Annotated in this window: 10 protein-coding genes; 7 read left to right on the top strand and 3 right to left on the bottom strand. The window is 33.3% G+C overall.

What is annotated here, in order from left to right:
• Positions 1-135: 135 nt before the first annotated feature.
• Positions 136-495 carry a plastocyanin/azurin family copper-binding protein gene (locus RT250_RS07770; protein ID WP_313113671.1) on the bottom strand — a complete coding sequence of 120 codons (360 nt, stop codon included), beginning with the start codon at positions 493-495 and terminating at the stop codon, positions 136-138.
• On the bottom strand, positions 492-1034 hold the full coding sequence (locus tag RT250_RS07765; RefSeq protein ID WP_313113669.1) for a DUF4142 domain-containing protein: 543 nt from the start codon (positions 1032-1034) through the stop codon (positions 492-494). The genes RT250_RS07770 and RT250_RS07765 overlap by 4 nt, the downstream gene beginning before the upstream one ends.
• A gap of 242 nt (positions 1035-1276) precedes the next feature.
• Here RT250_RS07765 and RT250_RS07760 point away from each other — a divergent pair, with 242 nt between their 5' ends.
• Genes RT250_RS07760 through RT250_RS07745 form a run of 4 tightly spaced genes read left to right on the top strand, consistent with a single transcriptional unit; the run spans position 1277 to position 7730 of the window.
• Positions 1277-2002, top strand: a complete 726-nt coding sequence (locus RT250_RS07760; protein WP_313113667.1) for a hypothetical protein — start codon at positions 1277-1279, stop codon at positions 2000-2002.
• An 18-nt stretch (positions 2003-2020) separates the two neighbouring features.
• A complete protein-coding gene (locus RT250_RS07755; protein WP_313113666.1) occupies positions 2021-4783 on the top strand; it encodes a carboxypeptidase-like regulatory domain-containing protein in 2763 nt (920 codons plus the stop codon).
• Positions 4784-4788: 5 nt separating this feature from the next.
• Complete coding sequence (locus RT250_RS07750) at positions 4789-5997, top strand: DUF4249 domain-containing protein (RefSeq protein WP_313113665.1); 1209 nt, start codon at positions 4789-4791, stop codon at positions 5995-5997.
• 2 nt (positions 5998-5999) lie between these two features.
• Positions 6000-7730 (top strand): hypothetical protein, encoded by a 1731-nt coding sequence (locus tag RT250_RS07745; RefSeq protein WP_313113663.1) that lies wholly within the window; start codon positions 6000-6002, stop codon positions 7728-7730.
• Positions 7731-8201: 471 nt separating this feature from the next.
• Here the strand turns inward: RT250_RS07745 and prfB are convergent.
• Positions 8202-9309 (bottom strand): peptide chain release factor 2 gene (gene prfB, locus RT250_RS07740; RefSeq protein ID WP_313113661.1). Its coding sequence is split into 2 segments (ribosomal slippage): positions 8202-9245 and positions 9247-9309, totalling 1107 coding nucleotides; the frame shifts between segments, so codons are not numbered across the junction.
• Positions 9310-9428: 119 nt separating this feature from the next.
• On the opposite strand from prfB, the gene RT250_RS07735 reads away from it, so the two are divergent.
• Genes RT250_RS07735 through pncA form a run of 3 tightly spaced genes read left to right on the top strand, consistent with a single transcriptional unit; the run spans position 9429 to position 12468 of the window.
• On the top strand, positions 9429-10451 hold the full coding sequence (locus RT250_RS07735) for a threonine aldolase family protein (RefSeq protein ID WP_313113657.1): 1023 nt from the start codon (positions 9429-9431) through the stop codon (positions 10449-10451).
• 13 nt (positions 10452-10464) lie between these two features.
• On the top strand, positions 10465-11865 hold the full coding sequence (locus RT250_RS07730; protein WP_313113656.1) for a nicotinate phosphoribosyltransferase: 1401 nt from the start codon (positions 10465-10467) through the stop codon (positions 11863-11865).
• Between the two features lie 3 nt (positions 11866-11868).
• Positions 11869-12468, top strand: coding sequence for a bifunctional nicotinamidase/pyrazinamidase (pncA, locus tag RT250_RS07725; RefSeq protein ID WP_313113655.1), 600 nt, complete (start codon positions 11869-11871; stop codon positions 12466-12468).
• The last annotated feature ends 3 nt before the right edge of the window (positions 12469-12471 follow it).

Genomic DNA, 12471 nt, shown 5'->3' with positions numbered 1-12471 from the left:
AAGTTTGCAGTAAAGGTACATTGGATTCATAAAAATTAAAACTTCTCAGGGTTTCAATTTTTTATAAATTAAAGAAACTCATTGTGGAATAAGGAAACAACTTCAACAATGAGCCTCTTTTTGAATTAAGGAGTGTTACTCATTAATACTTACCGACCCTTGCATTACAATATGTATGCTGCAAAAATAATCAAAATTAGCGGTGATTTTTTTTGAAAAGGAATCTCCTTTTTTCAATGTTTTAGAAGCCCAATTTTTATCGCTTTCTGTTATGTTGTGTGGCACGATGTCTTTATTAACCCATTCTATTATATCACCTTTTTTTACTTGAATATTTTTTGGGATAAACTTCATCTGATAAATACTAACTACATGCTTTGTTGGTGTGTCTGAAAAAGTTTCAGAAGAATCTAAGCTAGAAAATACCAGGAAAATCATCGCTGTTCCGACAACTAATACAACTTTTTTTAGGGCAAATATTTTAAGAATTTTCATTTTTTAAGAATTTTACCTTGGGCCATTTTAGCATGATGATAATGAGTTTCCAAAATTGGGACAGCAGTTTTAAGTAATGCCTTTAGCTCTGTATTTTGAGATTGAGGAATCAATAATGTATTTACAGCATCAATCACTGCTTTGTGATATGCAACTTCATTGTTAATGTATGCTTCGTCAAAAGCTTTTCCTTTTACCGACTTTAATTTTTTAGTGGTTTCATCGGCTTGGTTTACCAAGGACTTACTTACAGGATTATCTTTTGGTTTAACACCAAGTTTTCTAACAAGTTCTACAGCAAGATCTATAATTGCTTGGTGGTCGTTAATCATGGTATTTGCAAATTCACGCACAGCTGCATCTTTTGATGTGGCAATAGCAAGTTTTGCATAATCGATGTCGATTTGGTTAGCTACAACCGCGACTTTTGCAATTTCGGCATCATTTAATTGTGGAGTTTCCTGGGCATAAAAGCTGATGGATGTAGTAAAAGCAATTAGAAATATTGCAAGCGTATTAATAATCGATAGTGTTTTCATAATGTCTGATTTTGGGTTTAACCTTTAATTGTTTTGTACTGGTTGGATGCCATTAAAACGTTTAGGTTACAATAACTTCAGATTAATTATAATTATCGCTTGCTAATATTTTATTGTTAGTCAAGGTTTTATAGGAATAAATGTATATATATTTATTGAGTCTTACGATTAACGTAAAATTTGAATGGGGGTATTGTATTTTTATTAATTTTAAGGCAAATTTATAAGTCATATATCCAATTTTGAAAATCGCAATTACAGTTACTTCTATTCTCTTATTTACAACTCAATTTATACGTGCTCAAACGGTTGCAGAAAGAAAAATTTATGAAGCCTATGATAATATTGTTGGTGTAGAAAACACTGGATTATTTAATGGGACAGAATTTACCGACCTCTTCTTAAACACTGATGGAACTTATAGATATTTTAAAGGTTATGATTATGTAAGAGGGACGATAAACTATAATGGTGAGTTTTACAGCAATGTATTGTTGAAATACGATTTGTTTGAAGATAACCTTATTACTCATTCTGAAGGTAAACTAAGTGTTTTCAATGTAAAACTTATTCCAAATTTTATTACTTCCTTTTCAATTTACGACCGGAATTTTGTGAAAATAGCAGCCTTAAACTTGCCGTTGGCTGGAAATGGTTTTTTTGAAGAGGCTTATCTCGGAAACCAGTTCAAGCTTTACATTAAACACAGTAAAAGGAAAAAAGATAAACCATTAAAGAGTGGAGTTCAGTATCAATTTTCTATAAACAATTACTACTTGTTGAGGGTAGATGGAAACTACGCGGTAATAAATTCGATTAAAGACTTGCGAAGAGCCTTGCCAGAAAGAGAGGATGACATCCGCAAATTCTATAAAAGTTATAAAAAACTATATAAGGCTAACCCCGATAGCTTTATGATTAAACTTATAACACATTTAGAAGGACTCTCAAAACCCTCTAAAATTTAAATATTGAAGCCGCGCTTTATGCAAATTAATTTCCTTGCAATTCTTATACTATTATTTTCCACTGTGGGTTTGTTTGGTCAAACCGAACAGAATATTACAGCTACGTTTAATAATTCACCATTAAAAGAAGCCATTCTTAAAGTGGAATCAATTTCTAATAAAGAATTCTATTTTGAAGAAACTTGGCTGAAAGGATATTATGTAACAAAAACTTTTAAAAATGAATCTTTAAGAGAGGTTTTAGAAGGACTTTTTAGTAACACAAACATCAATTACGTGCTTAAGGATAACAAAGTTATTCTTCTTAATAATACTTATGTTTATACTGAATTGCCTTCAGATTTTTTCAAAGAAGTGACACAGAAAGAAAATAGAATAGAAGGAAAAAACAACGCTCCAATTTTTCAAGAAGAATATGCCAATAGCCATACTGTTCAACAAAGGAAAATGGTGACTATAGGGAAACAACGCCCAAATACTTCTAATAACACCTATGTACTTTCAGGAGTTTTTAAAAATTTTAATACCGGGGAACCTCTTGTAAATCTTTCAATTTCTACAGTAGATAGAAGTAAATATGCTATTACTGATTCTGAAGGAAAATATAGAATTCGGCTTCCTTATGGTTTAAATAAGTTAGAAACAAACCTATTAGGGTTCGAAAAAATACGTCAAGATGTTATTATGTATGGAGATGGTTCGCTTAATATCGAATTACTCGAAAACACCGAATCATTAGAGGAAGTGGTGGTAAAGTCTAATAAAGACGCCAATGTTCGCGATGCTGTTGTAGGGGTAACTAATATAAATATTGAATCTATTAAAACAATTCCCTTGGTATTAGGGGAGCGTGATGTTTTAAAAGTTGCTACCACTATGCCAGGAATTAAAACCGTTGGGGAAGGCTCTAGTGGGTTTAATGTTCGCGGTGGGCGTTCAGATCAAAATCTAATTTTATTGGACGATGCTGTTTTATACAATCCTTCTCATTTTTTAGGGTTTTTCTCGGCAGTTAATCCTTTTACAACGGGAAGCATGGAGATTTACAAGGCTAGTATCCCAGCTGAATACGGTGGACGGCTTTCTTCGGTTTTTGATATAGAAACCAAATCGGGTAATATGGAAAAGTTTGCTGGAGAAGGATCTATTGGGCCCATAACTGCCAACCTTGCGCTTGAAGTGCCTGTGGTAAAAGAAAAAGCTTCATTAATAGCCGGGTTTCGAGCTACGTATTCCGATTGGATTTTAAGAAGTCTAGATGAAGATAAATTAAAAAATAGCGAAGCTTCTTTTTACGATGGAATTGTAAAATATAAACACAATATAGATAATGATAATTCTATTCAAGGAACAGTTTATTTCAGTAAAGATCGATTCAGCATAACTTCCGATTCAATTTTTGATTATTCTAACCGATTGATTTCATTAAAATACAATCACGCCTTTAGTGATAAAAGTAAAGCTGAACTTATTTTAGTAAATAGTCAATATCAATACGAAGTAAATTATGAGGCTGACGCCAATCAAAATTTTGAATTTGATTATCATTTAAACGAGTATCAAGCGAAATTAAATTTCAATTATAAGCTAAATAATAAACATAGATTGCGTTACGGTTTAAGCAGTAAATTGTACGCTATAGATCCTGGTAATATAAATCCTATTGGTGAAAATTCTGATGTATTGGCTAAAAGTATAGACAGAGAGAAAGGGTTAGAATCTGCAATTTATTTAGCCGATTTGTTTGAAGTGAATAAAAAGTTTCTTCTGGATTTAGGGTTGCGCTATTCTTTTTATTCAGCGCTAGGTCCTGCAACTCAAAATATTTATACTTCTGGGGTTCCTAAGAGTGATAGCTCAATAGAAGAGGTTAAAGAATTCGACAATAATGAATCTATCAAAACCTACGGTGGCTTAGAATATAGATTTTCAGCAAGATATTTACTAGGAAACGATTTTTCAGTGAAAGCTGGATTTAATAGAACCATTCAATATCTACACTTACTTTCTACCAATACCACACAATCGCCTACAGATATTTGGAAGCTATCAGATTTAAATATCGAACCTCAACGTGCAAATCAATACAGCTTAGGTTTCTTTAAAAACCTATCAGAAAAAGACATTGAGTTTAGTTTAGAAGGATATTACAAAACAATGGCCGACATATTAGATTATAAAATTGGCGCACAATTAATAATGAATGATAAGTTGGAAACCGAGTTACTGCAAGGTGAAGGAAAAGCGTATGGCATTGAATTTTTAGTAAAAAAGAATAGTGGAAGGTTTAATGGATATGTTGGTTATAGTTACTCTCGTTCACAAGTAAAATTAGATAGCCAACTTATGCAAGAGCGTGTAAATAATGGCGAGTTTTTTTCAGCTAATTATGACAAACCTCACGACTTTTCGATTGTTGCCAATTATAAACTAACTAAGCGTTTTAGTTTTTCTGGAAACTTTACTTACCAAACTGGCCGACCAATTACATATCCAATAGGGCGTTACGTTTTTGCAGGTGAAGAACAAGTTTTGTACAGCGACCGAAATCAATTTCGAATTCCAGATTATTACAGATTAGATTTAGGTGTAAACATAGAAGGGAATCATAAACGAGATAAACTAGCACATAGTTTTATTAATATTTCAGTTTATAATGTATTGGGTAGAAATAATCCGTATTCAGTGTTTTTTGTAAATGAAGCGGGAGAAATTAAAGCGTATAAAACCTCTATTTTTTCAATACCAGTTCCTACAATAACGTATAACTTTAAGTTTTAGGAATTATGAAAGTAAACCAATTATATATTGTTCTTTTCGTCATTTTTTTAAGTCTATGGGCTTGTACTGAGCCGTATGAAATTGAGACAGTAGATTTTGAAAGTGTTTTAGTCGTGGAAAGTACAATTACAGATGAATTTAAACCTCAAATCGTAAAACTAAGTAAGACAACAACTCTAGAGAATCCTGAAATATTATTTGAAAACAATGCAACTGTTGTTGTGAATACAAGTACTGGGAACACCTTTGATTTTATATGGGACGATTCTGAAAACTATTACGTTTCGGAAATGCCATTTAAAGCTGAGCCTAATGTTACATATACATTAAGTATAATCAGCCAGGACGGGAAACGATATTCTTCTTCTGAAGTTGTTCTTCCGCCATCAGTTGGAATAAGTGAAGTGTATACAGAACGCGTAGTTAACACAGCAGAAAATAAGGATGGAGCTCATGTCCTAGTAAACACAGAAGATCCAACAGGAAGCGCAAAGTACTTTAGATATGAATACGAGGAAACCTATAAAATTGTTGCACCAAATCCATCCCCGTATTATGCCGAAATTGTGAATTACGATTTTACTCGTGGTACTTATGAAGTTATCCTTACGCCTAGAGAACCTGAAGAAATATGTTATACTACCGAGTATTCAACAGGAATTATACAAACTTCCACTATGGAACTTAACGATAATAGAGTCAATAGGTTTCCAGTGAAATATCTTTCTAAAAATGATGCTAAAATGCAAACTCGGTATAGCATTCTGGTAAAGCAGTATGTACAGAGCGTAGAAGCTTTTACATTTTATAAAGTAATTAAAGAGTTAGGCAGTATTGAGAGTTTGCTTTCACAGAGTCAACCTGGTTATGTAGCAGGTAATATAACTTCTGAAGATAATCCAGACACCAAAGTAATAGGTTTCTTTGAAGCCTCATCAATGACATCTAAAAGGATTTATTTCAACTACGAAGATATTGGCCTTGAAGAGCCGCCATATTTTGTGGATTGTGAGGTTCTAACACTAGATTATAACGACGCTACTGTCCTTGATGACGACCCAAATGAACGCGAAGCACTATATCAACTTATTACATATAATGACTATCAAGTCCTCTCAGTGAGTACTAATTTCATATATAGAGTTGTACAACCTGAATGTAGTGTTTGTATTTATTTTTCATCTAATGTAAGACCTGATTTTTGGATAGATTAATTATGAAAAAGAGCATATTTATAATATTACTTATTCTTCTAGGAAACGTCACTTTTTCACAAATCCCGAACCAAGATCTGTCGGTAGAACCTAATGTATTTCCTAAAGAAAAATTAGCACTTACAATTAACTCTAACATACTGTTGGCTGGGGAATTATTGCAATACAGCACTTTAAATTTAGATGAAGCAGGTAAGATAAGTAAACTGAGCAAAGTAGTGTATGTTTCTATGCGAAATGAAAACGATTCCATTGTTTTTCATCATAAACTAAAACTTAATAATGGAAGAGCTAATGGAGATTTCTTTATTCCTGCAACTTTAAAATCTGGGATTTACAGACTTATTTCTTATACAAATTCCTCTAAAAACAACAAATTGGATGCTTTTGCTTTAAAAACGGTTTACGTTATAAATACATTTATAAAAATGGATAAAGTGAAGCATGTTTCAGATTCTATTCACTTAAATTTATCTACAACATCCAGCAGTGTTTCTCTTTCGAATGAAAGTAATCAACAAATTAAGATTGTTCCTGATAAAGCTACTTATGGCCTTCGTGAAAATGTGAGTTTAAAACTAGTAGGAATCCCGAATGAAATTGATGGCAATTTTGTATTGTCCGTCAGAAAACTGAATCCAATAGAAATTTTAGGAAAAACATCTGAATCGGTTAAAGAGAACTCTTCCGATGTTTTCCATATACCCGAGGTAAGGGGAGAGTTGATTTCTGGTACTATTTTCGACAATGATGAGAATGTTCCTGCTAAAAATAAAATAGTTTCTTTAACGATACCTGGAGAAGATTTTATTTTTAAAAGTACATCTACTGATGCAAACGGACGATTTTTCTTTTCAGTTTCAGAAGGCTACAGTTCTAATAAAGGAATAATCCAATTGAGTTCTAAAGATTCAAGGAAAGAAAATTACACTATAGATATTGATAAAAAACATTTAAAATTAAATGGCTTTAAAAAAAGTGCTTTGGTTTTAAACCCTAAATTGAAGAATTGGTTACAAGAAAGAAGTGTGCAATTACAAATTGAAAACGCCTATTTCGAAACCAAAAGGGATAGTGTTAAACCACATAAAATCAATTCAAGGTTTTATGATAACCTAGGAACGGTATATAATTTAGAAGATTATACTCGCTTTTCTACCTTAAGAGAAACCTTTGTAGAAGTTATTACACTTGCAGCAATTCGTGGAACCGGAGCAAACAGCAGGTTTATTGTTTACAATGCTTACGATCCTAATAGAATTGCAAAATTTAATGATATTCCACCTTTGGTTTTGTTAGATGGAATTGAAATAATAAATAATGAAGATCTTATTAACTACAATCCACGCCAAATTAAAAGTGTACGAGTGATTACAGAACCGTATAGATATGGACCAAAAATCTACAGCGGGATTATAGCTGTTGAAACCATAAAAAGTGATTTTATACCCAATAGCACAAATGAGGGTATAAAAATATTCGATTTAATTCCAGCAGTAGGAGAGAAGGAATATTATAAACCTAATTACCAATTAGGAGCGGATAAGCGTTCTCGAATTCCAGATTATAGAGTACAACTAATATGGAATTCTCAAATTAAAAGCTTAAAAGATGGCTTTATTGATAGTTTTTACACTTCAGATATTCCTGGAACCTTTCAAATTTCTATTGAGGGATATGGTGTTGATGGAGAATTATACTGTTTAACAAACAATTTTATGATAATTCAATAAAACAAATGTTAAATTTTTGTGTATTTGTGTTAATATTTTGTTATCTTTAAGGAGCATATTTAGTATTAACATCTAATCTCCTTTTTTTATCATGCTTCACTGGAAAGCAATATTTATAATTTTATCTATTGTGTTCGGCGTAATAGGATTTATAGGCATTGGAAATGGACCAATAGAACCTGCACAATTTGTTTTCGCAATATTTTTGGTTCTTTTAATGTCTTTGTGGGTTTTTGATTTTGTAGGAAAGAAGCGAAAAAGAAGATTATAACACATTTAAAGTGTTAAATGTTTCATTAAATAGCATGAATATCAAATTAATTTCATACTTTTACTAAACATCATATCGGGGTGCTTAAAGTTTTAATAACAGCTGAGATTATACCCGTAAAACTTCGAGATAGGTAACGCTAGCAGAAGGAATATGATTTGCAAAGGGAACATAGATTTAAATCTTGTTCCCTTTGTTTTTTATAATTCATCCGACTTTTCTTCTTGACCAGTCATCATTAAATAGGCTTTTAAAAAACCGTCAATTTCCCCATCCAGAATTGCGTCTGTATTTCCCGTTTCATGCCCTGTACGAACGTCTTTTACTAATTTATAAGGATGTAGGACGTAATTGCGAATTTGTGATCCCCATTCAATTGCCATTTTACTATCCTCAATTTCGGCACGTTGAGCTTGTTGTTTACGAAGTTCAATTTCGTACAATTGCGATCGAAGCATTTGCATAGCCTTTTCACGATTTTCTAATTGGCTACGAGTTTCGCTATTGTGAATTATAATCCCACTAGGGTGGTGAGTAAGAATAGCTTTTGTTTCAACCTTGTTAACGTTTTGTCCTCCAGCTCCGCCACTACGTGCGAAATCCCAAGAAATATCGGCTGGGTTTATATCAATTTCGATGCTATCGTCAACCAGTGGATATACGTAAACACTTACAAAACTAGTATGTCTCTTGGCATTACTATCAAAAGGTGAAATTCTAACCAATCTATGTACACCATTCTCACTCTTTAACCATCCAAACGCATATTCACCATCAATTTCTAGGGTTACAGTTTTTACTCCAGCAACATCACCAGATTGATAGTTGAGCTCTTTTACTTTAAACCCATTCTTTTCTGCCCACATTAAGTACATACGCATAAGCATTTGTGCCCAATCGCAACTTTCTGTCCCACCTGCTCCTGCGGTAATTTGAAGTACAGCGCTCATATCATCACCTTCTTCGCTTAGCATATTACGGAATTCAAGGTCTTCAATGGCGTTTTCGGCTTTTTCAAAAATAGCGTCAACATTTTCAGCAGTGCCTTCACCAACTTTATAGAACTCTAAGAGGATTTCAGCTTCTTCAGTAAGTGATTTTGCTGTTTCGTAATCGGTAACCCATTTCTTTTTGGTTCGTAGTACTTTCATAAAAGCTTCTGCTTCCTGAGAGTTATTCCAAAAGTTGGGGTCAAAAGTTTTTTCTTCGTCGTTTGTAATTTCTATGTTTTTGCCATCAATGTCAAAGATAGCGCCTCAAGGCATCTAACCGTGTCTTAAGGTCTTTTATTTGGTCTGTTGAAGTCATATAATAATTAAGAATTTCAACAAAAATACCATTAACTTCGTGAGTAGGATATATATTTCGGCTAATTTTATACTTTTCCGAAGATTGCTAATTGAACCCATGAATTTCACAATTATAATATGATAATAGATTTAAGAAGTGACACCGTAACAAAGCCTACAAAGGAAATGATGCAGGCCATAATTAATGCTGAAGTTGGAGACGATGTTTATAAAGAGGATCCTACAGTTAACAAATTGGAACAAAAGCTAGCTGAATTGTTCGGGATGGATACTGCGTTGTTTTTTCCTACAGGCAGTATGGCAAACCAAGCAGCTATTAAAATGCATACGCAACCAGGAGAGCAATTAATAGCAGATAAATGGGCTCATGTATATAATTATGAAGGTGGTGGCGCATCATTTAATAGCGGTGTTTCTTGCAAATTGATAGACGGAAACCGTGGGATGATTACTGCTGAACAGGTAGAAGAAAATATAAATCCTCCAGATTTTTATCACAGTCCGTTATCTTCATTAGTGTGTTTAGAAAATACGACGAATAAAGGTGGTGGTGCTTGCTATGACTTTTCAGAAATAGAAAAGATTAAACAAGTATGTGATAAGCACAATTTAGGTTTTCATTTGGATGGTGCGCGAATTTGGAATGCTTTAATAGCCAAAAATGAAGACCCTCAAGCTTATGGAAGAATGTTTGATACTATTTCTGTTTGTCTAAGTAAAGGATTGGGAACTCCTTTAGGAAGTGTGCTACTCGGTAATAAAAAAATAATGAAAAAAGCAATGCGTGTCCGCAAGGTTTTAGGAGGAGGAATGAGGCAAATTGGATTTATGGCAGCCGCTGGGATATATGCTTTAGACAATCATTTGGAACGCTTAGGGGAAGATCATAAGAAGGCATTAGAAATAGCGGAAGTTCTTTCAAAACAATCATTTGTAAAAAATGTGGAGCCTACTGAAACAAATATTGTTATCTTTTATCTTTCTGAAGCGATTTCAGAAGAAAAATTTATGACCGATTTACTTCAGAAGAACATAAAAATAAGTGCGATGGGGCAGGGGAAACTTAGAATCGTTACTCATTTGGATTATACCGACCAAATGCACTCAAAATTTTTAGAAACGATAAATAATTATTCATAATTAAATTCAACTTATGCTAAATATTTCAGCATCATATACCGACTTATATCAACTGACAATGGCTCAGGTTTATTTCAAAACCAAACCAGATAGTGCTGCTGTTTTTGATTATTACTTTAGAAACAACCCTTTTAAAGGTGGATACACGATTTTTGCGGGACTTCAAAATATCCTTGAAATTCTTGAAAATTTACGTTTTACCGATGCAGATATTGCATATTTAAAGACCCACGATTTCGAAGATGATTTTCTCGAGTATTTAAAAAACTATAAATTTCAAGGAAATATAAATTCAATTAGTGAAGGAGATATAGTTTTTCCTACCAGTCCAATTTTACAAGTTGAAGGTAATATTATAGAGATTCAGATTATTGAAACTGTATTGCTTAACATATTAAACTTTCAAACCTTAATAGCAACAAAAGCAAGTAGAATTCGCCATAGTGCTGGGGATAGGGTGTTACTTGATATGGGATTACGTCGTGCGCACGCTACAGGAGGGTATTTTGCAACACGTGCTGCTGCAATTGGTGGTTTTAATAGTACTAGTAATGTAAAAGCTGCTGAGGATTTCAATATTCCCGCTTCTGGGACTATGGCCCATTCTTTTATTCAGAGTTATGGAGATGAACTTCAGGCGTTTCGAGATTTCGGGAAAATTCGATCTAATAATTGTGTGCTTTTAGTTGATACATATAATACATTAAGAAGTGGTATTCCAAACGCTATAACCGTAGCGAAAGAAATGGAGGAGAGAGGAGATAGGTTGATGGGAGTGCGATTAGATAGTGGAGATTTAGCTTATCTAGCTAAAAAAGCACGTAGGCAACTTGATGAAGCAGGATTGGATTATGTAAAAATTGTTGCTTCAAATCAATTGGATGAATATGTAATTAAAAGTTTAAATGAGCAAGATGCTCCAATCGATATATTTGGGGTGGGAACGAATCTCGTAACAGGGAAACCAGACGCATCCTTAGGTGGTGTATATAAGCTTTCGGAGTTTAACGGTGACCCAAGATTAAAGGTTTCAGAAAACATTATTAAAGTATCTCTACCTTGTAAAAAACAAGTGTATAGAATGATTGATGATAATGAAATGTTTTTAGGAGCAGATGCTATTGGAATTGCTTCAGAAGATAAAATTAAACGAATGTACCATCCATTTGATTTTAACAAAGACATGGATTTACAAGATTTTAGGCACGAAGCTTTATTAAAACCTGTAATGGTAAATGGAAAAAGTACAATAGGCAAAAACACAATTACTGAAATAGCTGCATTTACAAAGGAACGTCTAAAGCTATTACCAGCCGAATACAAACGTTTTGAAAACCCACATATATATAAGGTTGGTTTGAGTGAAGCGCTAAAATCCCAACGTGATAAGTTAATTGCCGCACATAAGTCTTAAATTATGAAAACACTAATAATAATAGATGTTCAAAACGATTTTATACCTGGAGGCTCATTATCAGTTCCAGATGGAGATAAGATTGTTTCGATTATCAATGGCATACAGGATAAGTTTGATTTAGTTGTTGCCTCACAAGATTGGCATCCACAAAATCATATAAGTTTTGCTTCCAATCACAAAGGTAAAAAGACTTTCGAGGAGATTGAAGTTTTTGGTAAAAAGCAAACCTTATGGCCAGATCACTGTGTTCAAGGCACCGTGGGTGCAGATTTTCATCCAGATCTTAGAACCGATAGTTGGGAAACCATTTTTAGAAAAGGTACCGACCCGAATATCGATAGTTACAGTGCATTCTACGATAATGGTCATTTAAAATCAACTGGACTCACAGGGTATTTAAAAGAAAAAGGAGCTACCCAATTGTTTTTCTGCGGCTTAGCTGCCGATATTTGTGTGTATTATTCTGTAAAGGATGCTATGGAGGAAGGGTTTGAGTGCTTTTTTCTTGAAGACGCATCACAACCATTAGATACCATCACTTTTAAAATTCAAAAGAAAGAGTTAACAAAGTTGGGAGTAAAAATGATTAGCGCTAATTAAATT

The organism is Aequorivita sediminis, from assembly GCF_032080575.2.
Lineage (GTDB): Bacteria > Bacteroidota > Bacteroidia > Flavobacteriales > Flavobacteriaceae > Aequorivita > Aequorivita sediminis.
This window is presented reverse-complemented; position numbering and strand designations above follow the sequence as displayed.

What these genes read in the sequence shown, in the direction of transcription:
- pncA (WP_313113655.1), top strand. Translation starts at nt 11,869, where the DNA reads ATGAAAACACTAATAATAATAGATGTTCAAAACGATTTTATACCTGGA.
- RT250_RS07745 (WP_313113663.1), top strand. Translation starts at nt 6,000, where the DNA reads ATGAAAAAGAGCATATTTATAATATTACTTATTCTTCTAGGAAACGTC.
- RT250_RS07765 (WP_313113669.1), bottom strand. Translation starts at nt 1,034, where the DNA reads ATGAAAACACTATCGATTATTAATACGCTTGCAATATTTCTAATTGCT.
- RT250_RS07755 (WP_313113666.1), top strand. Translation starts at nt 2,021, where the DNA reads ATGCAAATTAATTTCCTTGCAATTCTTATACTATTATTTTCCACTGTG.
- RT250_RS07770 (WP_313113671.1), bottom strand. Translation starts at nt 495, where the DNA reads ATGAAAATTCTTAAAATATTTGCCCTAAAAAAAGTTGTATTAGTTGTC.
- RT250_RS07735 (WP_313113657.1), top strand. Translation starts at nt 9,429, where the DNA reads ATGATAATAGATTTAAGAAGTGACACCGTAACAAAGCCTACAAAGGAA.
- RT250_RS07730 (WP_313113656.1), top strand. Translation starts at nt 10,465, where the DNA reads ATGCTAAATATTTCAGCATCATATACCGACTTATATCAACTGACAATG.
- RT250_RS07750 (WP_313113665.1), top strand. Translation starts at nt 4,789, where the DNA reads ATGAAAGTAAACCAATTATATATTGTTCTTTTCGTCATTTTTTTAAGT.